The organism is Bradyrhizobium sp. WBOS08, assembly GCF_024585125.1.
Lineage (GTDB): Bacteria > Pseudomonadota > Alphaproteobacteria > Rhizobiales > Xanthobacteraceae > Bradyrhizobium > Bradyrhizobium japonicum_B.
Map to the genome: position 1 here is coordinate 69,527 of NZ_CP028988.1, position 21,107 is coordinate 90,633.

The following is a 21,107-nucleotide window of genomic DNA, read 5'->3' on the forward strand; positions in this document are numbered from 1 at the left end:
ATCCGGCGGAACCAAATCGATCTAGGATGGCTTGTCGAAGTGAACTCCAGGACGTCGGGAGGCCTCGATGGGAACCACCAAGTTTATCTGGGCGGGCGCTGCGGCCCTCAGCCTGCTCGCAACCAGCGCTGTTGCTGACGACATGACCGGCATGGTGATGCGGATCGATCGGCTCAACGGCACGATCTCGATCCAGCAGACGCAGAAGGGCACGGTCGGCGCCAGCACCGGAAGTGCCGGCGCGCTCCAGGAATACAAGGCCAAGGACGCCGCGATGCTGGACGCCGTTCATGCCGGCGACAGGGTGAACTATTCTGCGACCGACAATAACGGCACCGGCACCCTGACCAAGTTGCAGAAGCAGTAGGACTCGGCTGCACCGTCATTGCGAGGAGCTCTTGCGACGAAGCAATCCAGGTCCTTCAGCGGAGGGACCCTGGATTGCTTCGCTGCGCTCGCAATGACGTGGAGAGAGTAGCGCCGCGCTTTGGATCTCGAGCTGCCGTCGCCATCCAGTCGCTACTGCTCCGGCCGCGGTTCAGGCTGCGACTCTTCTGTCGGAAGCTTGGCCCGCTCCCATCCGTCGGTGCCGTCGGGGTACCAGGCGATGTTGGAATAGCCATAGGCCAGCGCGCGCTTGGCGGCGTTCCAGGACATCCAGCAATCGGCGAGGCAATAGATCACCAGCAGCGCGGCCTTGTCGCCGCCCGAGACACGAGCGAGCCCGCGCTGGAAATAGTCATCCATGGCCGGCGGCAAGGTGCCGTAGCCGGTATCCGGCAGCCAGACGCTGCCCGGAATATTCCTGCGCGGCGCATCGCGCCACACCGTGCCTTCCGGAAGATTCTTCGGCTTCGGTGGGCGCGGCAGCACGTCGATGAACACGCCACTCTTGGCGCGCCAGATCGCTTCGGCTGCCGCCGTGGTCAACACCCGCCCGCCGGCCAGCGTCGCCGGCACCGGCGCGCGATAATTGTCGGCGCGATAATTCTCGGGCTCGAACGGCTCCTGCTGCTGCGCCTGAACCGGCGCTGCCAGCACGACAGCGACGAGCACAACGGCGCGAAGCCGCCTCATGGCGCCTGCCTCACGGCGTTTTCTTGGCCGTCTCTGCATTGAGCGGCCGATCGCTTTCGTCGAGCAGCGGAACGCCGAAGTCGAGCAGGATCTTGTTGATCTCGCCCTGGTTCTCCTGGATCAGCTTGTTGAGCTGCCGTTTCCAGTTCTGGTCGGCGGGACGCACGCCCATTCCGATGCGATAGACCAGCTTCGGCCCCGTGGTCTCCTTGACCAGCGGCGTGACATGAAGCGAGCCGACCTTCTTCGCGTAGTAGCCGGCCATCGGACCCCACAGCACGCCGGCGTCGATCTTGCCGGCCGCGAGGTCGTCGATCATGGCCTGCGCCGAATTGTCGTAGCGCGTGTCGACCATCAGCGGATAGGGTTTTGCACTGCTCATCAGGCCGGCAATGGCCATGTTGGTCGCCGGCGGGGTGCCGGCGACGATGCCGACATGCTTGCCCTTCAACTTCGGATCCTCCAGCGAATCTACGCCGTCGAGACCGCTGCCGGTCTTGGCGACCAGCGCATAGGTAGTGCGGTAATAGGGATTGGTGCCCTGCACGACGTCATCGCCCTGCGGAAAGCCCATGATGACGTCGCAGCGATGCGCGCCCAGCGTCATCCGCACGAAGCCCGTGGCTTGCGGGAAGAAGACATAGTCGAGCTTCTTCTTGAGCCTGTCCGCAAACAGCTCGGCCAGCTTGTTCTCGAAGCCCTCGCCCTTTTCGTTCGAGAACGGCAGATTGCGTGGATCGGCACAGACGCGCAGCACGTTCGGGTCGACCAGTTCGAACGAGAGGTCGCCGCTGTCATTGGTCTGCGCAACGGCGACATCGGCGAGCGCGCAGGATGCAACCAGGGCCCACAGTGAAAACAACCAGCGACGATGTCGTCCGGCCTCCGTCATCGCGCTTCCTCCTCGTTTTGTTTGAATGCTATCCATGCAACGCATGACGCGCCATGTTTTGCCAAACCCTGCTGGGTTTCCTTTGTTGCAGTGCAATGCAGGCCATCCTTTGAACTGAGGCGGAAAAGTGTCTCGCATCGCTCGAGTGATCGCAGCCTTGTCCCTGCTGGGGACAGCAACGCTAGCACGGGCCGGGGCGGCCGAATTGCCTGTGAGCGAAGTCGCGCCGGGAATCTTCGTACACTCCGGGGCCATTGCCCTGATGAGCCGTGAGAACGAGGGCGACATCGCCAATGTCGGCTTCATCGTGGGCGATGATGCCGTGGCTGTCATCGACACTGGCGGCAGCGTGCGCGAAGGCGAGGCCCTGCTGGCGGCGGTGCGGGCCCGTACGCCCAAGCCGATCCGCTATGTCATCAACACCCACGGCCACCCCGACCATGTCTTCGGTAACGCGGCCTTCGCCACCACAGGCGCAAGCTTCGTCGGCCATGGCAAGCTGCCCCAGGCGCTCGCGACGCGCGGGCCTCACTATCTCGACAATTTTCGCCGCATCATGGGCAGCGAGCTGATCGATCCCGTGAGGATCATTGCTCCCACCCTCCTGGTTTCGGACACGATGACGCTCCATCTCGGGTCGCGTCGCCTGACCTTGCGTGGCTGGCGGGCCGGACATAGCGACAACGACGTCACCGTGTACGACGAGACGACCAAGACCCTGTTTGCAGGCGACCTCGTCTTTCTCCGCCACATTCCGGTCATGGACGGCAGCATCCGCGGCTGGCTCGACACGTTGAAGGAGCTGGAGGCGATGCCGGCGCAGCGTGTCGTTCCCGGTCACGGCCCCGTGAGCGACTGGCCCGCCGCGCTGGCCGACGAACGGCGTTACCTGTCAACGCTGCTGTCCGACGTCCGCGCCTCGAACAAGAAAGGCGAGCCGATCCGGGCCGCCGCCGACAAGGCGGCTGCCGAGGAGCGACCGCGCTGGGAGCTGTTCGGCGATTACAACGCCCGGAACGCAACTGCAGCATTCTCGGAAATTGAATGGGAGTAGCCAGCGCGCTAACATGCGCAGGAGATCGGCTTCGCTGACATCCGGGGACGAGATCGGCTTCGCTGTCTCAGAAAACGAGACCAGCTTCGCTGCCTCGGAGAACGAGATCAGCTTCGCTGTCTCGGAGGACCATGACCATGACGGGATGCACACGCCGCCTGCCCCTGATCGCCGCACTGCTCGGCATCGCCTTTGCCGTGCCGGTGCAGGCCGAAGAAGCCTACGATCCCTGGCCGGGCCTGGTGCAGGACATCTTCAATGGCCGGCCGATGAATGACGGCAGCGCCGTCATCGGCATCGAGATGCCGTATCGCGCCGAGGACGCGGCGATCGTGCCGGTGACCCTGCGCAGCAAGCTGTCGCCCGCAGACAGCCGACGCATCCGCTCGATCACGCTCGTGATCGACCGTAACCCGGCGCCGATGGCGGCGAAATTCGAGCTCGGCGCCGATGCCAATGTCACCGAGATCTCGACGCGCGTGCGCGTCAACAATTACACCGACGTCCACGCGGTGGCCGAGCTCAGCGACGGCCAGCTCTATGTCTCGAAGGTCTACGTGAAAGCCTCCGGCGGCTGCTCGGCGCCGGCGGGAAAGAATGTCGAGGAAGCCGACGGCCGGCTCGGCAAGATGCGCTACCGGCAATTCGCGCGCGAGGAGGCGCTGGCGAGCCGCGTCCGCGAAGCGCAGATCATGATCGGCCATCCCAACAATTCCGGCCTGCAGATGGACCAGGTCACGCAGCTCTATATTCCCGCCTTCTTCATCAACCAGCTGAAGCTGACGCAGGACGACAGCCCCGTGCTGTCGATGGAAGGCGGCATCTCGATCTCGGAAGATCCCAATCTGCGCTTCACCTACGTCTCCAACGGCGCCAAGCGTTTTCGCGCGGAAGCCAGGGACACGGAAGGACACGTGTTCCGCAACGAATGGGATGTCGAGAAGCCGGGGACTTAGTTCGTGACGCTTGCTCTGATTCCCTCTCCCCTTGTGGGAGAGGGTGGATCGCCGCGTAGCGGCGAGACGGGTGAGGAGTACCTCTCCGCACAAGAGCTCGCGGAGAGATACCCCTCATCCGGCGCTTCGCGCCACCTTCTCCCACAAGGGGAGAAGGAAGAAATCTTCAGAAGCACCGCACCTCGGCTTCCGCCTGCGCACGCCGCAGATCGTTCATTGCCGTGTTGGCCTGCTCCGAGGTGCGGAACTGGACGCCGAGATTGCCACGCACCTGCGACATGCTGAGCGCGGTCTCCGCGGTCACATAGCGCTCATAGGGGATGATCGAGGCCACCACGTCGATCGAGCAGGAACATTGCTCGATCGATTGCCGGCTCTCGCCATTGGCCTTCATGCAGCCATAGACGTACTCCGCGCGCGCCGACGTGGGATAATCGTTGGCGTCCTCGGCCTGCGCCACGCACGCCGTCGCCGCCAGCACCGTCAATGCGGCGACAATCGGTCGTAGCTGTCCGGCCAGTTTCATGTGCATCCTCCCGCTGGTTGCGATCGAAGCTATGCTATGCCTATTGTCCTGAAAAGCACTCTGTCAGAGGAAACGGCTCACAAGGTGATGAGAGCACTTGGCCTGATAAGGGCACTTGGCCTGATAAGGGCACTTGGTCGACCTTTGGCGGTCGCGGCGACGCTGGCGCTGACGCTGGCCGCACCCGGCCGCGCCGCGGAGACCATCCGCCTTGCGGTGCAGAAAACCGGAACGTTCTCCTGGGAGCTGGCCGCGATCCGCGCCAGCGGGCTCGACAAGGAAGCCGGCCTCGCGCTGGAGGTCACCGAGCTCGCGAGCACCGAGGCCGGCAAGATCGCGATGCGCGCAGGCAGCGCCGACATCATCCTGTCGGACTGGCTGTGGGTGTCGCGCGAGCGGGCGCTCGGTGCCAAGCTCACCTTCTATCCCTATTCCAGTGCGCTCGGCGCGGTGATGGTGCCGGCGTCATCGCCGATCAAATCGCTTGCCGACTTGAAGGGCCGCAAGCTCGCCGTCGCGGGCGGAGCGATCGACAAGAGCTGGCTGCTGCTGCAGGCGCGCATGAAGCAGGACGGCATCGACCTGAAGTCGGAGGCGACCGTCGTCTATGGCGCACCGCCCTTGCTCGCCGCCAAGGCGCTCGACGGCGAGATGGAGGCGAGCCTCAACTTCTGGAATTTCTGTGCCCAGCTCGAAGCCAAGGGTTTCAGGCGCCTCGCCGGCATCGAGGACATTCTACCGAAGCTAGGCGCCAAGGGCGCCGTCTCCGCGGTCGGTTACGTCTTCGACGAGAACTGGGCCGCGAGCCATCGCGACGCCGTGGCGCGCTTCATCGCCATGACCCGCAAGGCCAAGCAATTGCTGGTCAGCTCGGATGCGGCCTGGGACAAGATCGCACCGCTAACGGGCACGAGCGATGTCACCCTGCTCAAGACCTATCGCGAACGCTATCGCGACGGTATTCCACGCCGGAGCATCGCCGAGGAGGAACAGGACGCGCGCGTGCTGTATCGCGTGCTGGCCGAGATCGGTGGCCGAGATCTCGTCGGCCCCGCGGCCGAGCTCGATCCCGGCACGTTCTACCACGCCGTGCCCGGAGACTGAGGTGCTGCGTCTTCTCTCCTTCGCCCTGCTCCTCGCGACCTGGTGGATTGCCGCGCTGTTCGTCGGCGGCGCGAAGCTGCCGTCCCCGCCGGCAGTGCTGGAGGTGATGATTGCGGAAGCCTCATCCGGCGCGCTGTTCCTGCATCTCGGCGCCACGCTGGCGCGCGTCGCGCTCGCCTTCGTGCTGGCGATGTCGCTCGGCAGCGCCATCGGTTACCTGATGGGACGGGTCAGGCTCGCCGACCGGCTCGGCGATCCCTGGCTGATCCTGCTGCTCAACCTGCCCGCACTAGTCGTGATCGTGCTGGCCTATATCTGGGTCGGCCTGACCGAGACCGCCGCGATCGCGGCGATCGCCATCAACAAGTTGCCGACCGCCGTCGTCACCTTGCGCGAGGGCACCCGCGCGCTCGACCGCTCACTCGACGAGATGGCGAGCGTGTTCGCGATGCCGCGCTGGCGCGCATTCCGCCATGTCGTGCTGCCGCAGCTTGCACCCTATATCGCGGCCGCCGCCCGCTCCGGGCTGTCGCTGGTGTGGAAGATCGTGCTGGTCGCCGAGCTGCTCGGACGTCCGAACGGCGTCGGTTTCGAGATCGGCGTCGCCTTCCAGCTGTTCGACACGCCCCGGCTGCTGGCCTATTCGCTGACATTCGCCGCGGTCGTGCTCGTGATCGAAACTTTGCTGGTGCAGCCGTTCGAAGCCCGCACAACACGGTGGCGGCCCCGTGCGGCTTGAGGTCGACATCACGGGCAAGACGTTCACGAGTGCCGCGGGCGGGACCCACGAGGTGCTCGCGCCGCTCAAGTTCGCGCTTTGCCCCGGCGAGGTCGGCGTGCTCATCGGTCCGTCCGGCTGCGGCAAGAGCACGATGCTGCGCATCATCCTCGGGCTCGATGACGATTTCAGGGGCCATATCACGCGGCCGCCGCAGGCGCGGATCGGAATGGTGTTCCAGGAGCCCCGGCTGCTGCCTTGGCGCTCGGTCGAGCAGAATGTGCGGCTGGCTGCGCCTGATGTGACCGAGGCGAAGCTGTCGGAGCTGTTCAGGATTCTGGAGCTGGAGGCGCATCGCAGCCACTTTCCCGGCGAGTTGTCGCTCGGCCTTGCCCGGCGCGTCGCGCTCGCGCGCGCTTTCGCCGTCGAGCCCGACCTGCTGGTGCTCGACGAACCCCTCGCCTCGCTCGACGACGCCCTCGCCGGCCGGTTGCGCGACGAGATCGCAATGCTGGTGGCGCGGCGTCCGGTGATGACGCTGCTCGTGACCCATAGTCTCGACGATGCGATCCGGCTCGGCGACCGCCTGTTGGTCTTGTCGCCACGCCCCGCGCATATCGTGCAGGAGGTGCCGATCGCCATTCCGCGCGCGATGCGCAGCGAAGCCGATCTCGGCCGCATCAGGGCCGAGCTCGCGGCCTTGCCGCTTGAATCGAAGTGAGAACGCGTGGTCAACTGGACAGATATATCGAGGGAGATTCACCCATGCGGCGAACGCTGATTGCGATCGGCCTCCTCCTGGTTGCGGCGCCGAACGCCGCACTGGCGCAGGCCAAGGGCAAGGGCATCAGGCTCTGGAACCTGACCACGGAGACGATCTCCGGATTCCAGCTCTCACCGGCCGGCAAGACCGATTGGGGGCCGAACCAGTGCCTGAACGACAAGGACAAGGAGGTCGACCACGACGAGCGGCTGCGCATCGCCGGCGTCGAGCCCGGCCGCTACGATGCCAAGGTCGGCTATCCCAATGGACGTCAATGCGTGGTCCGCGACATCGAGATCAGGGCCGACGCAGTGTTCTCGATCGCCGACAAGGATTTGAAGGACTGCACCAAGTAGCGAGACGCCTCACGCCTTGTCGTTCGGGTGCGGATATTCGCAGCGCCACCGCACCGCCTGCCACTTCGGATGCTCACCGACCCATTGCGCGATATAGGGCGGCGCGGCCATCATGCATTGACGAGGCGACCCCGAATAGTTGAACAACAGATGCTGCTCCTCGCAGGTCGCAGGCGAGAGCACCGCACACACAGTCACCACCAGGTCAATCGCGTTCATGCCGGGATCCTCTCACGGGGACGACGTAAGACTATCACAAAGAGCTACGGTGTGTATGGAGGGGGAAGTTTCAATTTGCCGGTGCAGTTGGCGGGAACTGCAGGTGGACGGCTCGGATCCCGTTCCCCCTGTGGGCCCGGGAAAGCCCTAGAAATTCACCCCGAACACCATCCGGGCCTGATGGCGCTCGAAATTGACGAGGTCGAGATTTCCGCCCGATCCGGCCGGGCGTCCCCAGGTCTGCATGCTCCAGCTCATGGTCAGGCGTGAGCGGTTGGACAATTGGAAATAAGCGGTCGGGCCGACGAACAGGGCCTGGCCCGAAAGCTCGCCAAGGCCGATGCCGTCATATTGCCGGAAGTAGCGCAGCTCGCCGCCGAGCAGCACATTGGGCCGCGCACGCACCAGGCCAGCCAACGCCGCCCCGATCGTCGAGCTCCTCTCGGACACGCCCGCCACCTCGAAGCGCTCCCATTCCGGCTGATAGATCAGGTTGAGAGCGCCGATGGCGAAGTTCGGAATGAGCTCGCGGTCGAACGCCAGCGTGAATTCCGTACCGTACATCCGCCCTTTCGCGCCGCTGGTCTCGTCGATCCGGTCGCCATGGAGCTCTCCGGCGATGGTGAGGCCGAACGGCGCACGCGCGCGGTCGAGCAGGCGGTAGCGCAAATCGAGCGAGGCGCCCTGGAAATTGAACTGGCGGCGGTCGTCGATATCGGGAACGCCGGTGACGTCGTGCAAGCTCGCGGTGCCGCCGACCTCGATGCGGACGTTCGGCAAAGGCACGACTTCGATCTCGAATTCCTGCTCGAGGGCGCGATATGTACCGCCGCCCCTGCCGAAGCGCCCCGTGGTCTGGCTCTGGAATTCGCGCTCGCCGGGATTGCCGATATCGGTGCCGATCATGAAGCCGAAGATGTGCTCGGTATCGAAGCCATCCTCGGCGCGGACGCATTCCGGCAGAAGCACGACCGCGCAGGCAGCAATGTTCCAGAAGCTGTTGGCTCTCGCGCGCATTTCCGACACTACCACGGCTTCGACAGCGTTTGCCATCGAAGCCGCGGCAGGTCGTCAGTCTTACTTGCGCGCAGCGCAGGCGTACATGTTGATTTCCATGCCGACCGGCACTTCCACGATCTTCGGAGCTTTCCAAGCCATTCGGGGTCTCCCAAGGTATTGAGCGCGACATCGCGCGGCGCAAAACCTAGGGCTGCGTCAGGTGCAGTTCAAGCCTCGATTCGTCGGCCGAGCGCGTCTGTGTCGATTCTTCGCGGCTGCATTTCTCTCTCGGACAAAGCCAGTTCGCTCTTGGTCAAGCACGACCTGCGGAGACGCCGGCTGTGCGACGCACCGCGAATCTAATCGACACGAACGACACCGCGCCGTCAGCAGTCTTTGCCGGCCATTGCCGAGCCGCTCGGCTTGGCGCCGTCGGCCCGCTGAGCTGCCGTCGGCTCGCTCTGCATTTGCCGCTGCGCATCTTCGGATGAGGCCGGCGTTTCGCCGCTCGCACGATTCATCGTGCTGGTCGGCGGGTGCTGGCTGGAATCGCCGGCTGAGCCGGACGAGTGCGATTGCGCTGCGCCAACGGTGACCGGACCAGAGCCGGCATCCTTATTGGTGCTGGCACTGCCCGTGTTGCACGGTCCGGCGACGGCGAGGCCGGCGCTCAAGGTCAGGATCGCGCAGGCGGCAAGAACGGTACGTTTCGTGGTCATCTGCATCTCCTCTTCTCCCGCCGCGCGGCCCCGGCGCCGGGCGGGATATCGCGGAGAGAACAGACCGAGCTGCCTGATGTTCCCAGTGCCGGCTCGCAAAAGCCGCCCTCGTCACGCTTGTTCCGATTGCCCGCTCAACGCATCAATCGCAACAGCGCACGGCCGGCGCGCGAGTTCAGCTCCTTCGCATCCAGCGTTCCATCCTTGTCGGGATTGGCCGCATTGAAGCGCTGCTCGACCACGGACAGGTATTCGTCGAGCGTCAGCGTCCCGTCGCGGTCGGGATCGGCAGCGGCGAGTTGTTTCGCCGTCAACCGTCCGCGCAATTCGCGGGCATCGAGCGTGCCGTCGCGATCCGGATCGAGCTTTGCGAACAATCCGGCCGCCACCTTCTTGACCTCCGCCAGATCGAGCGTGCCGTCGTTGTCGGTATCGAACAATTTGACCGCATTGCCGGAGGCCGACCACGCCGGACCGGACAACAATGCAAGCGATAGCGCAAGTGCAACTGAGAGACGCGAAATCATCAAGACCTCCAGACCAAGAGCCCCGGTGGCGGGACGGGCCAGCAATGAGATAAGTCCGCGAGCGGGTCCGGTTCAAGTCCTGAATTACAACTTGTGCGCGCTACAACTCACGGAAACCCTGCGGCTCGGCCGGACCACCCTGGATCGGAGCCGCTTCGTGGCGCGGAATTTTCCCAGCGTCTCTGCACAAGTCCACCGGTTTCCATGAAGTGACCAGCGCAAGCTTCGAACGATATCGGCACCACACTTACGACTTTCGTATTGACGCGTTTTGCATTCGGGCGGAGATTTGTACTTGCAGCGTCAAAAGGCGCGCATATTGGGAGGAACGGATGAAACGCTTTGCGATGGCCGCGGGCCTCGTCATGCTTGCGTCGACGTGTGCAAGTGCACAGACCACCGAGCAGTTGGTCAAGGGCGCGACCGACACATCGAATGTTCTCAATTACGGGATGGGCTACCATCTTCAGCGCTTCTCGACGCTGAACCAGATCAACAAGGATACGGTCAAGAACCTCGTCCCGATCTGGAATTACAGCTTCAACGACGATCGTAGCGAGGAATCCCAGCCCATCGTCTATCAGGGCGTCATCTACGTGACCACGCACAACGCCACCATGGCGGTCGATGCCAAGAGCGGCAAGCAGATCTGGAAGAGCAAGATCGAATATCCGGCCGAGACGCCCCGCATCGTCTGCTGCGGCATCATCAACCGCGGCGTCGCGATTCACGAGGGCAAGCTGTTCCGTACCACGCTCGATGCCCACGTGGTCGCCATCGACGCCAAGAACGGCAAGGAGCTGTGGCGGCAGAAGGCGGCCGACATCAAGGAAGGCTATTCGATGACCATCGCCCCGCTGGTCGCCGAGGGTGTCGTCATCACGGGCGTCTCAGGCGCCGAGTTCGGCACGCGCGGCTTCATCGATGGATGGGACCCGGCAACCGGCAAGCATCTCTGGCGCACTCACTCGATTCCTTCGCCGGACGAGCCCGGCGGCGATACCTGGAAAGGCGACACCTGGAAGCTCGGCGGTGGCTCGACCTGGATTACGGGCTCATACGATCCCGAGCTGAAGACTGTCTATTGGGGCACCGGCAATCCCGGCCCGTTCAACGCGGCGGTACGGCCGGGCGACAATCTTTATACCTGCTCCGTGCTGGCGATGGATCCCAAGACCGGCAAGATCAAGTGGCACTACCAGTTCTCGCCCAACAATCCGTTCGACTACGACGCGGTCGCCGAGATGGTCCTCGCCGACATGAACGTCGAGGGCAAGCCGGCCAAGGTGCTGATGAATGCCAACCGCAACGGCTTCTTCTACGTGCTCGACCGCACCAACGGCAAGCTGCTCGCGGCCAATCCTTACGTAAAGGTGAACTGGGCGACCGGCGTCGACATGAAGACGGGCCGTCCGGTCGAAACCGACGTCGCCAAGGATGCGCGCGAGGGCAAGAAGGTGACGGTCTATCCGTCGATCCTCGGTGGCAAGAACTGGGAGCCGATGTCGTTCAATCCGCAGACCGGCCTTGCCTACGCCAACACGCTGAACTTCGGCGGCAAGTACAAGGCCGAGCCCGTCACCTTCAAGCAGGGTGAATGGTATCTCGGCATGGACCTGAGCGATCCCTGGGAGTTCGGGGACGGACCGCGCGGTCACCTCAAGGCCATCGACCCCATGACCGGCAAGTCGAAATGGGAAGCGCCGAGCGACATTCCGCGCTTCTCGGGCGTGCTGTCGACCGCGGGCGGCGTCGTGTTCTCGGGCGCCCTGACCGGCGAGTTCGAGGCCTTCGACGCCGACACCGGCAAGAAGCTCTGGCAGTTCCAGACCGGGTCCGGCATCGAGGGCCAGCCGGTCACCTGGCAGCAGGACGGCGTGCAATATGTCGCGGTGACCAGCGGTTACGGCGGCGTCTACTCGCTGTTCTCCGGTGACGAGCGGCTTGCCAAGGTGCCGCCCGGCGGCTCGCTGTGGGTCTTCGCGGTCAAGCAATAAACACAGGCACGATGCTGAGAGAAATGCTTCACAAGACGGTGGCGAGCCTCGCCACCGTCGCGGTGCTGACGGTCGCGCTTGCGGCGACCGTTCGTGCCGCGGACGACGCGAACGGCAATCCACTGCAGGCTCAGATCGACCACGGCAAGTCGACCTATGCCTCGAAATGCTCGCACTGCCACGGCCCCAACCTGATGAACTCCGGCACCATCACGCCGGACCTGCGCGCCATTCCCGACGACAAGACCCGCTTCGTCACCACGGTGAAGAACGGCAAGAACAACAAGATGCCGCCCTGGGGCGACATCCTCTCCGACGACGAGATCGGGAATCTCTGGGCGTTCGTCTCCAGCCGGAGAAAGCCATGAGGAGCCGGGCCGTTGCATGGAGCGTTGCTGCGCTGCTTTCGACGATGGCGTCGGCCGCGCTTGCGGCCGACGATCCCCTGAGGATCTGTCTCGACGAGGACCGACCGCCGCTCTCGATGCATCGCCGCGGCAAGCCGGACGCCGGCTTCGACGTGCTGCTGGCGCAGGCGGTGGCCGAGCGGCTCGGACGTACGCTGGCGATCCAGTGGTTCGAGACCAAGCTGGACGAGGATTCGAGTCCCCAGCTCGAGGCCAATGCGCTGCTCTCGGATGGGCGCTGCTCGCTGGTCGGCGGCTACGCACTGACCCAGGATTCGCTGGTTGCCCCCGGAATGAAGACGGCGCGCCTACCGGGCTTCGCCGGGGCCACGCGCGACGACCGGCGGCGCCGCATCGCCCTCGGCGTGCTCGCGCCGAGCCAGCCTTACGTCTATTCGCCGATGACAGTGGTGCTCGGGCCGAAGGCAAGCGGCCGCAAGATCGGCGACATCGGCGATCTCGCCGGGCTTCGCCTGGTCGTCGAAAGCGGCTCGCTCGGCGACGCCATCCTGATGACCTTCGATAAGGGGCGGCTGATCGACAGCATCACCCATCTCGTCCCCGGCCGCGACGATCTCCTCGGCGCGCTGCAGCGCGGCGACCATGACGCGACGCTGATCGACCTTGCGCGCTTCGATGCCCACCGCGCCGCGCACCCCGATACGTCGCTCGCGGCGTCCGGCTATTACTATCCGATCGGCGCCAATCGCGGCTATGTCGGGCTTGCCAGCGATGGCGCGCTGATCGAGGCCGTCAACAAGGCACTGAGCGCCCTCGCGGCCGAGGGCAGAATTGCCGAATTCGGCAGGCAGGCAGGCCTCACCTATCTACCGCCGCGCGAGCCCGCCATTCTGGGCGACGTCTGGACCAAGATCATCCAGCGGTGAGTCTCTCGTGTCCCGGACGCGGTGCGGCACGCAGTGACGCTCCGCCGAGCCGGGACCCAGCAGGCCACGCAACTCGCTGCTGAATGGGCCCCGGCTCTGCAGCGCACCGCGGAAGTCGCGCTGCGCCGCGTCCGGGGCACGAATCTGCTCTGACGTCGCGAACGGGAAGGTGTGGCGAATGCGCCAATCTGTCTCGCCTGACGCCCGTGGCAGCGCCAGCCTGGTGCAGTACCCTGCCCGGAACCGGGAGAGAATCATGTCCAAGACAATCGATCGCCGCCACTTCATCGCCGCCGGAGCCGGCGCATTCGCGATGCCTTTCGTCTCGCGCGGCGCCTCGGCTCAGGCTGCATCACAGGGCCCTTGGCCGTCGCGGCAGATTCGCATGATCTGCAGCTATCCCGCCGGCGGGCAGACCGACCTGCTCGCGCGCGCCTACGGCGAGTTCATCTCCAAGCAGGTCGGCAAGACCGTGGTCGTCGAGAACAAGCCCGGCGCCTCCGGCGCGATCGGCACGGCGGAGGTCGCCCGCGCCGAGCCCGACGGCCACACCATCCTGTGCTCGATCTCGACCACCTACATCATGAACCGGTTGGTGATGAAGAATCCGGGCTACGACATGGACAAGGATCTGACCCTCGTCAGCGTCATTCCGGGCGCCGGCCTGCTGCTGGTGGCCAACCCGAAGACCGGGGTCAAGACGCTGGAGGATTTCGTCGCCTTCGCGCGCAAGAGCGGCAAGGTGAATTTCGGCACCTACAGCGCGGGCTCGGCCCCGCACATGACGATCAACGAGCTCAACAAGCAGTACGGTCTCAACATCGAGCCGATCCATTACCGTGGCGAGGCGCCGATGTGGACCGGGATGCTCGAAGGCACGCTCGATGTCGCGATGGGAAGCTACACGGCGGCCCAGTCGGTTCTGCAAAGCGACCGCGGCACCGTGTTCGCGGTGCATTCGAAGAAGGTCGACGCAATTCCGGCCATCAAGACCCTTCCCGAGCAGGGCGCGACGTCGAAATTCTTCACCGTCAGCGGCTTCACCGGCTGGGCCGTGCCGAAGTCAACGCCGCAAGCCGTCGTCGACCGCCTCGCCGAGCTCTGCGTCGCCGCCAACAACGATCCGAAAGTGAAAGAGGTTCTCACCACTTTCGTGCTCGAACCTGCCATCGGCTTCAAGGAGACCAATGCGCTGTACCAGCGCGAGTTGCCGATCTGGATCGAGAGTGCGAAGTCCCTCGGCCTCGAGCCGGCCTGAGTCTCCGGGCAGGCGCCGGTCGGTCTTCGCGGCCCGGGGCTCGACCAAAGTCCAGTGCTGGACACGCATTCTGCCGCTATGATTGCGCGTCTCTGCGGACAACATGGGCCGAGCGCATGACACCGGATGCAGTCGCCGTCGCCGTTTTGATCATCCTGCTTTTTCCGATGGGCTATTTCACGCTTGCCTCGCCCGCCTTCCTGCTGGTGAAGCTCGACATCCGGCCGGTCGGTTTGCTGCTGCGCGGAATGTTCAACGCCCATTTTCTGGTGATGCGCATTGCGGGACTCATTGCGACGGTGGCTTTGCTGCTCGATGGTCGTCCGCTCGCCGCGATCGGCATCGGCCTGCTTGCAGCTGTCGCGATCGGCGGCCGCGGCTGGTTCTTGCAGCGGATGGACGAACAGCTCAGCGCCAGCGAAGCTGGCGATACCGGTGCCGCGGGGCGGCTGCGGAGGCTGCATTGGAGCGGAATGCTCTGCAACGCCGTGCTGCTTGCCGCTCTCCTGGCCAGCATTCCCTACATTTCCGCGTCGGCGTGAGCGGGATTTGGCCGATCGCGCGAATTGATCGCGGCAGAGGCTTCGGCAGCGTCTGATCTAATGCTCGTTTGAGTTCGCCGCGCTCTGCTGCGCCTTGTGGATCGAGGACGGCACCACGCCGAAATATTTCCGGAACACGCGGCTAAAATGCGACGAGCTGGAGAAGCCCCAGGAGAACGCGACGTCGGTGATGGTCTTGCCGGCGTGAGCCTCGAGTTCCTGGCGGCAGTTCTGCAACCGCGCCTGCCAGATGTAGTCGCTCACCGTGGTGCCGCGCTCCGAGAACAGCATGTGCAGATAGCGCTTGGAGCAGCCGAGCTCGGCGGAGATCTGGTCGATGCACAGATCCGGATCGCGCAGATGCTCGCGGATGAAGAACTGCGCGCGCACATACATCGCTTCGGGCCCGACCCGGTCGAACATCGTGTCGGCTTCGCGCAGCGGCAGCAGCAGCAGGTCGATCAGCGAATCGGCGACGCCGACCGCGCTGTTCGCCGAAAGCTTGGCCGCCTCGTCGAAGGTCGCATGGACGAAATCGTGGGCGATCCGCCCCGTGCCCGTCTTCGCCGACAGCTTGCACGCCGGCATCCGCTGCGAGGGAAATCCGCGGTCGCGCAGCAGCGCCTTCGGCACGATCACCACGTCGTGACGCGTGAAGGCCGGGCTGATGATCGAATGCGGGCAGGAGACGTCATAGGCGATGATATCGCCGGGGTTGATCTCGATGTGGCGGCCTTCCTGCTCGAAATAAGACACGCCGTAGGTCTGGAAGTGAATCTTGATGTAGGGATGCTCATTGGCCTTGGCGCGCGCCAGCGTGTGCGCGATGCGATGCTGGCTCACCTCGATCTGGCAGAGCTTCAGGCGCGAGACGCTCGTGTAGTCGATGCGGCCTTCGAGCGAGGACGCCTCCAGCGGATCGACGTCGAAATGCCCACACAGGCTCGTCAGCCCGTCGATCCAGCTCTGGATCTGGCGCTTCGGCGTCATACCGGTCGTCGAGAGCGTGTGAATGGTGTCGGACATTAATCCAGCCACTGTTTTGATCCGGAGCTTCGACGCGAATCGCGACCAGTGCTTGCTGAAGCCCTCAGCCGTGATTGCGTGACGTTTACCTCGAATTTGAGCGGTCTCTTGGCACGAGCGCCATCGTTCCATTGCCACCCTTGAAAGTTAATCCTCCGCCTTAGTTGCACCGCCGTCAAGGGGAACCTGAGCGTTGAAAGCGCCTCCATGCCGCACGGAAGCCGCTGAATTCGCTACTGCAAAATCAAAATCTTTTCCTCCGTGCGCTGTCGAGCAAACCGGGTTCTCTCTTGGGCAAGTTTCCCGATGGCGAAGTCGTTAGGGATTGCGGCAGGAACAACAAGAACGGGCCGCTCCTGCACGTGGACCCGTGGCTCTCATCAGGAGGAGGAAACAGCACAGCATCGTTTCTGGTCCCGATCGTGACCGCCCTGCACGAGCAGACGCCGGACGAGACGTCCGGTGAATCAATATTGCTTCGGAAAAATAACGAGACCAACGGAGGAATGACTATGCGCAAGGTGCTACTGGCGACCTTTCTTGGCTCCGCGGCGGCTCTCGCCGTCGGGAGCGCCTCAGCCAATGACGCGCTGATGAAGATGTCGCAGAACCCGAAAGACTGGGTAATGCCGGCCGGCGACTACGCCAACACTCGATACTCCAAGCTCAACCAGATCAACGCACAGAACGTGGGCAAGCTCCAGGTGGCCTGGACCTTCTCCACCGGCGTGCTGCGCGGCCACGAAGGCGGCCCGCTGATCATCGGCAACATCATGTACGTCCACACGCCGTTCCCGAACAAGGTCTACGCCATTGACCTTTCGCAGGAGAACAAGATCATCTGGAAGTACGAGCCGAAGCAGGATCCGAACGTGATTCCCGTGATGTGCTGCGACACGGTTAACCGTGGCGTGGCCTATGGCGACGGCAAGATCTTCCTGCATCAGGCCGACACCACGCTCGTCGCGCTCGATGCCAAGACCGGTCAGGTCGCATGGAGCGTCAAGAACGGCGATCCCGGCAAGGGCGAGACCGGCACATCCGCACCGCTGGTCGTGAAAGACAAGGTGATGGTCGGCATCTCCGGCGGCGAGTTCGGCGTTCAGGCCCACATGACCGCCTACGACATCAAGACCGGCAAGCTGGTCTGGCGCGGATATTCGGAAGGTCCGGACGACCAGATCCTGGTCGACCCCGAGAAGACCACCGCGCTCGGTAAGCCCGTCGGCAAGGATTCGAGCCTCAAGACCTGGCAGGGCGATCAGTGGAAGATCGGCGGCGGTGCCACCTGGGGCTGGATCTCCTACGATCCCGAGCTGAACCTGATCTATTACGGCTCGGGCAATCCCTCGACCTGGAACCCGAAGCAGCGTCCCGGCGACAACAAATGGTCGATGACCGTCTGGGCTCGCAACGCCGATACCGGCGTCGCCAAGTGGGTCTACCAGATGACGCCCCATGACGAATGGGACTATGACGGCGTCAACGAGATGATCCTCTCGGATCAGTCGATCAATGGCCAGCCGCGCAAGCTGCTGACGCATTTCGACCGCAACGGCCTCGCCTACACCATGGACCGCGTGACCGGCGAACTGCTGGTCGCCGAAAAGTACGATCCGAAGGTGAACTGGACCTCCGGCGTCGACATGGACAAGAACTCCCCGACCTACGGCCGTCCGAAGGTGGTCACGCAGTATTCGACGGAAGCGGGCGGAGAGGACAAGAACACGAAGGGCATCTGCCCGGCCGCGCTCGGTACCAAGGACGAGCAGCCGGCGGCCTACTCGCCGGACACGCAGCTGTTCTACGTTCCGACCAACCACGTCTGCATGGACTACGAGCCGTTCAAGGTGAGCTACACCGCGGGCCAGCCCTATGTGGGCGCGACGCTCTCGATGTACCCGCCCCCGGGTGAAACCCACATGGGCAACTTCATCGCCTGGGATAACAAGACCGGCAAGATCGTCTGGTCGAACAAGGAGCAGTTCTCGGTCTGGTCGGGTGCGCTCGCAACCGCCGGCGGCGTGGTGTTCTACGGCACGCTCGAAGGCTACCTGAAGGCGGTCGATGCCAAGACCGGCAAGGAGCTCTACAAGTTCAAGACTCCCTCCGGCATCATCGGCAACGTGACCACCTATGAGAACGGCGGCAAGCAGTATGTCGCAGTGCTCTCCGGCGTCGGCGGCTGGGCCGGCATCGGTCTGGCGGCAGGTCTGACCGATCCGACCGCAGGTCTCGGCGCAGTCGGCGGCTACGCGGCCCTCAGCAACTACACGGCACTCGGCGGTACGCTGACCGTGTTTGCGCTGCCGAACTAGGCCCATCAGCATCGCTCCGGCGCGTGGATCAGCTCCACGCGCCGGCTCGTCTCCCCCGGGCTCCTTCGAGGATAATCTCTTGCGTAAAATCTGCTCTGTCATTGCTGCGATGATCTTGGTTGCGTCCGGAGGAATTGCGGTCGCGGACGGTCCGGGTGATCCGGCCGCGGTGAAGAAGGAAGACGACGGCAAGTGGCTCGATAAAGAGGGAACACCGACCTACAAGATTTCGGCCGACGGCACCGTGGACTGGTTCACCTATTCCGGATACCGCCGCTATCACTCCGACTGCCACGTCTGCCATGGGCCTGACGGCATGGGCTCCACCTACGCGCCCGCGCTCAAGGATTCCGTCAAGACGATGAGTTACGGCGACTTCCTCGGCGTGGTGGCCTCCGGTCGCAAGAACGTCTCGACCGCACAGGAGAACGTCATGCCGGCCTTCGGCGACAATCCGAATGTCGCCTGCTACATGGACGATCTCTACGTCTATCTCCGCGCCCGCTCCACCGAAGCATGGGGCCGGCAGCGTCCCTCCAAGAAGGAGGAGAAGACAGAGGCCTACACCAAGGCGGAAGACGCCTGTATGGGCAAGAAGTGAACGCTACGAGGACTGCCAAGACCACTTCCTGGCGTCTTATGAGAATTTGAGGAGCTACCGATGAAGACACGTGCCGCCGTCGCTTTCGAAGCCAAGAAGCCGCTCGAGATCGTCGAGGTCGACCTGGAAGGCCCGAAGACCGGCGAGGTCCTGGTCGAGATCAAGGCGACGGGCATCTGCCATACCGACGCCTATACGCTCGACGGCTTCGACAGCGAGGGAATCTTCCCGTCGATCCTGGGGCATGAGGGCGCGGGCATCGTCCGCGAGATCGGCCCCGGCGTGACCTCGGTGAAGCCGGGCGATCACGTCATTCCGCTCTACACGCCGGAATGCCGGCAGTGCAAAAGCTGCCTCAGCCAGAAGACCAATCTCTGCACCGCGATCCGCGCGACGCAGGGCAAGGGCGTGATGCCCGACGGCACCAGCCGTTTCTCCTACAAAGGCAAGCCGATCTACCACTATATGGGCTGCTCGACGTTCTCGAACTTCACCGTGCTGCCCGAGATCGCGGTCGCCAAGATCCGCGAGGACGCCCCGTTCGACAAGAGCTGCTACATCGGCTGCGGCGTCACCACCGGTGTCGGCGCCGTCGTCAACACCGCGAAAGTCGAGCCGGGCGCCAACGTGGTCGTGTTCGGCCTCGGCGGCATCGGCCTCAACGTGATCCAGGGCGCCAAGATGGCCGGCGCCGACAAGATCATCGGGGTCGACATCAACGACTCCAAGGAGGAGTGGGGCAAGCGGTTCGGCATGACCCACTTCGTCAACCCGAAGAAGGTGACCGGCGACATCGTCCAGCACCTCGTCGGCCTCACTGACGGCGGGGCCGACTACACCTTCGACTGCACCGGCAACACCACGGTGATGCGGCAGGCGTTGGAAGCCTGCCACCGCGGCTGGGGCACCTCGATCATCATCGGCGTCGCCGAAGCCGGCAAGGAGATCTCCACCCGCCCGTTCCAGCTCGTCACCGGACGCAACTGGCGCGGCACGGCGTTCGGCGGCGCACGCGGCCGCACCGACGTGCCGAAGATCGTCGACTGGTACATGAACGGAAAGATCCAGATCGATCCGATGATCACCCACGTGCTCAAGCTCGAGGAGATCAACAAGGGCTTTGACCTCATGCACGAGGGCAAATCCATCCGTTCAGTCGTCGTGTTCTAGCCCGAAACCGTCACCCCAAGGAGGATCGACCCATGACTGTTGCACTCCACCCCTCGATCGACAACGGCCTCAAACAGGGCAGCGGCAGCTTTGCCGGCGGCACGCTCGTCTGCAAATGCAAGGACCATCCGGTCAAGGTCGGCATCAAGGGCGACGTCGCCCACAATCATGCCTGCGGCTGCACCAAGTGCTGGAAGCCGCAAGGCGCGACATTCTCCGTCGTCGCCGTGGTGCCGCGCCAGAACGTCACCGTGCTCGAGAATGGCGACAAGCTCCAGATCGTCGACCCCTCCGCGGTGATCCAGCGCTACGCCTGCAAGGCCTGCGGCACCCACATGTACGGCCGCATCGAGAACAAGGGCCACCCGTTCTACGGCCTCGATTTCATCCATCCCGAGCTGTTCCAGGAGCAGGGCTCGCAGGCGCCGCAATTCGCCGCCTTCGTCTCCTCCGTGATCGAGTCGGGCGTGAAGCCGGAGCAGATGTCCGGCATTCGTGCACGGTTGAAGGAAATCGGGCTCGAGCCCTATGATTGCCTGTCACCGGCGCTGATGGACGCGATCGCGACCCACGTCGCAAAAGCCAAAGCCGCCTGAGCAAGGCCGCTAGACGTTCGCCGGCCCCCGTCCGCTCGATGGCCTCGACCAGCGCCAGCGAAGCGGACGGGCCCGGTGCCGGGACGATCGCGGCGATGCCGCCGCCTCTGCAACTCACGTGGCCATGAGGGTGACGAGCTCCCTCAGTCCTGGTCTCTGAATGACTGCGTAGCGCCTCCGACTTCCGTCTCGAAGTCCCGGCGTCTGCGTTTCTCCCTCCCTCGACTGAGGCATCCTGCTTCGTCCGTGCAGTCTTGCTGGCGGACGAAGCCTTTTTAGCCGCAGTCACGTTTTGCGAACGCGACGTGCAGGCGGCGCGCCGGTGCGCCCTGCTTTTGACAAATCATCGATGCAGTCTTTTCCCGGTGAGAACACCCGGCTGTGAACGCCGGGCC

25 protein-coding genes are annotated in these 21,107 nt (G+C 64.1%); 16 read left to right on the top strand and 9 right to left on the bottom strand.

Going from position 1 to position 21,107, the window contains the following annotated elements:
• Window positions 1-67: 67 nt before the first annotated feature.
• Window positions 68-367 carry a copper-binding protein gene (locus DCM80_RS00345; RefSeq protein WP_257175797.1) on the top strand — a complete coding sequence of 100 codons (300 nt, stop codon included), beginning with the start codon at window positions 68-70 and terminating at the stop codon, window positions 365-367.
• Window positions 368-519: 152 nt separating this feature from the next.
• Here DCM80_RS00345 and DCM80_RS00350 read toward each other — a convergent pair whose 3' ends face one another.
• Together DCM80_RS00350 and DCM80_RS00355 are read right to left on the bottom strand one after the other, a co-directional pair.
• Window positions 520-1,077, bottom strand: a complete 558-nt coding sequence (locus DCM80_RS00350; protein ID WP_257195210.1) for a PQQ-dependent catabolism-associated CXXCW motif protein — start codon at window positions 1,075-1,077, stop codon at window positions 520-522.
• A gap of 10 nt (window positions 1,078-1,087) precedes the next feature.
• On the bottom strand, window positions 1,088-1,969 hold the full coding sequence (locus tag DCM80_RS00355) for a substrate-binding domain-containing protein (RefSeq protein ID WP_257195212.1): 882 nt from the start codon (window positions 1,967-1,969) through the stop codon (window positions 1,088-1,090).
• 127 nt (window positions 1,970-2,096) lie between these two features.
• On the opposite strand from DCM80_RS00355, the gene DCM80_RS00360 reads away from it, so the two are divergent.
• Window positions 2,097-3,023 carry a quinoprotein relay system zinc metallohydrolase 2 gene (locus tag DCM80_RS00360; RefSeq protein WP_257195214.1) on the top strand — a complete coding sequence of 309 codons (927 nt, stop codon included), beginning with the start codon at window positions 2,097-2,099 and terminating at the stop codon, window positions 3,021-3,023.
• 137 nt (window positions 3,024-3,160) lie between these two features.
• Window positions 3,161-3,979 carry a quinoprotein dehydrogenase-associated SoxYZ-like carrier gene (locus tag DCM80_RS00365; protein ID WP_257195215.1) on the top strand — a complete coding sequence of 273 codons (819 nt, stop codon included), beginning with the start codon at window positions 3,161-3,163 and terminating at the stop codon, window positions 3,977-3,979.
• A gap of 166 nt (window positions 3,980-4,145) precedes the next feature.
• Here the strand turns inward: DCM80_RS00365 and DCM80_RS00370 are convergent, their stop codons facing one another.
• The gene (locus DCM80_RS00370; protein WP_028137786.1) at window positions 4,146-4,505 is read right to left on the bottom strand and encodes a hypothetical protein; all 360 of its coding nucleotides are present in this window, start codon (window positions 4,503-4,505) and stop codon (window positions 4,146-4,148) included.
• Between the two features lie 87 nt (window positions 4,506-4,592).
• On the opposite strand from DCM80_RS00370, the gene DCM80_RS00375 reads away from it, so the two are divergent.
• Genes DCM80_RS00375 through DCM80_RS00390 form a run of 4 tightly spaced genes read left to right on the top strand, consistent with a single transcriptional unit; the run spans window position 4,593 to window position 7,446 of the window.
• Window positions 4,593-5,609, top strand: a complete 1,017-nt coding sequence (locus tag DCM80_RS00375; protein ID WP_257198109.1) for an ABC transporter substrate-binding protein — start codon at window positions 4,593-4,595, stop codon at window positions 5,607-5,609.
• Between the two features lies 1 nt (window position 5,610).
• Complete coding sequence (locus tag DCM80_RS00380; protein WP_257195216.1) at window positions 5,611-6,348, top strand: ABC transporter permease; 738 nt, start codon at window positions 5,611-5,613, stop codon at window positions 6,346-6,348.
• Window positions 6,338-7,048 (top strand): ABC transporter ATP-binding protein, encoded by a 711-nt coding sequence (locus DCM80_RS00385; protein ID WP_257195217.1) that lies wholly within the window; start codon window positions 6,338-6,340, stop codon window positions 7,046-7,048. Before DCM80_RS00380 ends, DCM80_RS00385 begins: the two co-directional genes overlap by 11 nt.
• Before the next feature lie 44 nt (window positions 7,049-7,092).
• Complete coding sequence (locus DCM80_RS00390; protein WP_257195219.1) at window positions 7,093-7,446, top strand: hypothetical protein; 354 nt, start codon at window positions 7,093-7,095, stop codon at window positions 7,444-7,446.
• Between the two features lie 9 nt (window positions 7,447-7,455).
• Here DCM80_RS00390 and DCM80_RS00395 read toward each other — a convergent pair whose 3' ends face one another.
• The 5 genes from DCM80_RS00395 to DCM80_RS00415 form a co-directional block, all read right to left on the bottom strand.
• Window positions 7,456-7,665: a hypothetical protein gene (locus tag DCM80_RS00395; RefSeq protein ID WP_028137791.1), complete on the bottom strand. Its 210-nt coding sequence runs from the start codon at window positions 7,663-7,665 to the stop codon at window positions 7,456-7,458.
• Window positions 7,666-7,812: 147 nt separating this feature from the next.
• Window positions 7,813-8,718: a hypothetical protein gene (locus DCM80_RS00400; protein WP_257195220.1), complete on the bottom strand. Its 906-nt coding sequence runs from the start codon at window positions 8,716-8,718 to the stop codon at window positions 7,813-7,815.
• 24 nt (window positions 8,719-8,742) lie between these two features.
• Window positions 8,743-8,823, bottom strand: a complete 81-nt coding sequence (gene pqqA, locus DCM80_RS00405; RefSeq protein WP_012029362.1) for a pyrroloquinoline quinone precursor peptide PqqA — start codon at window positions 8,821-8,823, stop codon at window positions 8,743-8,745.
• Between the two features lie 227 nt (window positions 8,824-9,050).
• On the bottom strand, window positions 9,051-9,383 hold the full coding sequence (locus DCM80_RS00410) for a hypothetical protein (protein ID WP_257195221.1): 333 nt from the start codon (window positions 9,381-9,383) through the stop codon (window positions 9,051-9,053).
• A gap of 134 nt (window positions 9,384-9,517) precedes the next feature.
• Window positions 9,518-9,910, bottom strand: coding sequence for an EF-hand domain-containing protein (locus tag DCM80_RS00415; RefSeq protein ID WP_257195223.1), 393 nt, complete (start codon window positions 9,908-9,910; stop codon window positions 9,518-9,520).
• 332 nt (window positions 9,911-10,242) lie between these two features.
• Here DCM80_RS00415 and DCM80_RS00420 point away from each other — a divergent pair, with 332 nt between their 5' ends.
• The 5 genes from DCM80_RS00420 (at window position 10,243) to DCM80_RS00440 (ending at window position 15,001) form a co-directional block, all read left to right on the top strand.
• Entirely contained in the window at window positions 10,243-11,907 is a 1,665-nt protein-coding gene (locus DCM80_RS00420; protein ID WP_028137795.1) for a methanol/ethanol family PQQ-dependent dehydrogenase, read from the top strand.
• Window positions 11,908-11,918: 11 nt separating this feature from the next.
• Window positions 11,919-12,275, top strand: a complete 357-nt coding sequence (locus tag DCM80_RS00425; RefSeq protein WP_028137796.1) for a cytochrome c — start codon at window positions 11,919-11,921, stop codon at window positions 12,273-12,275.
• On the top strand, window positions 12,272-13,201 hold the full coding sequence (locus DCM80_RS00430; RefSeq protein WP_257195226.1) for an ABC transporter substrate-binding protein: 930 nt from the start codon (window positions 12,272-12,274) through the stop codon (window positions 13,199-13,201). Before DCM80_RS00425 ends, DCM80_RS00430 begins: the two co-directional genes overlap by 4 nt.
• A gap of 256 nt (window positions 13,202-13,457) precedes the next feature.
• On the top strand, window positions 13,458-14,459 hold the full coding sequence (locus DCM80_RS00435) for a tripartite tricarboxylate transporter substrate binding protein (protein ID WP_257195227.1): 1,002 nt from the start codon (window positions 13,458-13,460) through the stop codon (window positions 14,457-14,459).
• 116 nt (window positions 14,460-14,575) lie between these two features.
• Entirely contained in the window at window positions 14,576-15,001 is a 426-nt protein-coding gene (locus DCM80_RS00440) for a hypothetical protein (protein ID WP_257195229.1), read from the top strand.
• A 57-nt stretch (window positions 15,002-15,058) separates the two neighbouring features.
• Here the strand turns inward: DCM80_RS00440 and DCM80_RS00445 are convergent, their stop codons facing one another.
• Window positions 15,059-16,027, bottom strand: a complete 969-nt coding sequence (locus DCM80_RS00445) for a helix-turn-helix domain-containing protein (RefSeq protein WP_126255566.1) — start codon at window positions 16,025-16,027, stop codon at window positions 15,059-15,061.
• 512 nt (window positions 16,028-16,539) lie between these two features.
• On the opposite strand from DCM80_RS00445, the gene xoxF5 reads away from it, so the two are divergent.
• The 4 genes from xoxF5 (at window position 16,540) to gfa (ending at window position 20,712) form a co-directional block, all read left to right on the top strand.
• Window positions 16,540-18,345, top strand: a complete 1,806-nt coding sequence (gene xoxF5, locus DCM80_RS00450; RefSeq protein WP_257198110.1) for a lanthanide-dependent methanol dehydrogenase XoxF5 — start codon at window positions 16,540-16,542, stop codon at window positions 18,343-18,345.
• 109 nt (window positions 18,346-18,454) lie between these two features.
• Window positions 18,455-18,946 (top strand): c-type cytochrome, methanol metabolism-related, encoded by a 492-nt coding sequence (locus DCM80_RS00455; protein ID WP_257180794.1) that lies wholly within the window; start codon window positions 18,455-18,457, stop codon window positions 18,944-18,946.
• A 60-nt stretch (window positions 18,947-19,006) separates the two neighbouring features.
• Window positions 19,007-20,116 (top strand): S-(hydroxymethyl)glutathione dehydrogenase/class III alcohol dehydrogenase, encoded by a 1,110-nt coding sequence (locus DCM80_RS00460; protein WP_028137803.1) that lies wholly within the window; start codon window positions 19,007-19,009, stop codon window positions 20,114-20,116.
• 32 nt (window positions 20,117-20,148) lie between these two features.
• A complete protein-coding gene (gene gfa / locus DCM80_RS00465) occupies window positions 20,149-20,712 on the top strand; it encodes an S-(hydroxymethyl)glutathione synthase (RefSeq protein WP_028137804.1) in 564 nt (187 codons plus the stop codon).
• The last annotated feature ends 395 nt before the right edge of the window (window positions 20,713-21,107 follow it).

Excerpts from the sequence above, each read along its gene's own strand:
- DCM80_RS00440 (WP_257195229.1), top strand. The coding sequence starts at position 14,576 with ATGACACCGGATGCAGTCGCCGTCGCCGTTTTGATCATCCTGCTTTTT.
- DCM80_RS00365 (WP_257195215.1), top strand. The coding sequence starts at position 3,161 with ATGACGGGATGCACACGCCGCCTGCCCCTGATCGCCGCACTGCTCGGC.
- DCM80_RS00455 (WP_257180794.1), top strand. The coding sequence starts at position 18,455 with ATGATCTTGGTTGCGTCCGGAGGAATTGCGGTCGCGGACGGTCCGGGT.
- DCM80_RS00375 (WP_257198109.1), top strand. The coding sequence starts at position 4,593 with ATGAGAGCACTTGGCCTGATAAGGGCACTTGGCCTGATAAGGGCACTT.
- DCM80_RS00400 (WP_257195220.1), bottom strand. The coding sequence starts at position 8,718 with ATGGCAAACGCTGTCGAAGCCGTGGTAGTGTCGGAAATGCGCGCGAGA.
- DCM80_RS00425 (WP_028137796.1), top strand. The coding sequence starts at position 11,919 with ATGCTGAGAGAAATGCTTCACAAGACGGTGGCGAGCCTCGCCACCGTC.
- gfa (WP_028137804.1), top strand. The coding sequence starts at position 20,149 with ATGACTGTTGCACTCCACCCCTCGATCGACAACGGCCTCAAACAGGGC.
- DCM80_RS00410 (WP_257195221.1), bottom strand. The coding sequence starts at position 9,383 with ATGACCACGAAACGTACCGTTCTTGCCGCCTGCGCGATCCTGACCTTG.
- DCM80_RS00415 (WP_257195223.1), bottom strand. The coding sequence starts at position 9,910 with ATGATTTCGCGTCTCTCAGTTGCACTTGCGCTATCGCTTGCATTGTTG.
- DCM80_RS00355 (WP_257195212.1), bottom strand. The coding sequence starts at position 1,969 with ATGACGGAGGCCGGACGACATCGTCGCTGGTTGTTTTCACTGTGGGCC.
- DCM80_RS00395 (WP_028137791.1), bottom strand. The coding sequence starts at position 7,665 with ATGAACGCGATTGACCTGGTGGTGACTGTGTGTGCGGTGCTCTCGCCT.
- xoxF5 (WP_257198110.1), top strand. The coding sequence starts at position 16,540 with ATGCGCAAGGTGCTACTGGCGACCTTTCTTGGCTCCGCGGCGGCTCTC.
- DCM80_RS00445 (WP_126255566.1), bottom strand. The coding sequence starts at position 16,027 with ATGTCCGACACCATTCACACGCTCTCGACGACCGGTATGACGCCGAAG.
- DCM80_RS00345 (WP_257175797.1), top strand. The coding sequence starts at position 68 with ATGGGAACCACCAAGTTTATCTGGGCGGGCGCTGCGGCCCTCAGCCTG.
- DCM80_RS00430 (WP_257195226.1), top strand. The coding sequence starts at position 12,272 with ATGAGGAGCCGGGCCGTTGCATGGAGCGTTGCTGCGCTGCTTTCGACG.
- DCM80_RS00350 (WP_257195210.1), bottom strand. The coding sequence starts at position 1,077 with ATGAGGCGGCTTCGCGCCGTTGTGCTCGTCGCTGTCGTGCTGGCAGCG.
- DCM80_RS00370 (WP_028137786.1), bottom strand. The coding sequence starts at position 4,505 with ATGAAACTGGCCGGACAGCTACGACCGATTGTCGCCGCATTGACGGTG.
- DCM80_RS00435 (WP_257195227.1), top strand. The coding sequence starts at position 13,458 with ATGTCCAAGACAATCGATCGCCGCCACTTCATCGCCGCCGGAGCCGGC.
- DCM80_RS00420 (WP_028137795.1), top strand. The coding sequence starts at position 10,243 with ATGAAACGCTTTGCGATGGCCGCGGGCCTCGTCATGCTTGCGTCGACG.
- pqqA (WP_012029362.1), bottom strand. The coding sequence starts at position 8,823 with ATGGCTTGGAAAGCTCCGAAGATCGTGGAAGTGCCGGTCGGCATGGAA.
- DCM80_RS00390 (WP_257195219.1), top strand. The coding sequence starts at position 7,093 with ATGCGGCGAACGCTGATTGCGATCGGCCTCCTCCTGGTTGCGGCGCCG.
- DCM80_RS00460 (WP_028137803.1), top strand. The coding sequence starts at position 19,007 with ATGAAGACACGTGCCGCCGTCGCTTTCGAAGCCAAGAAGCCGCTCGAG.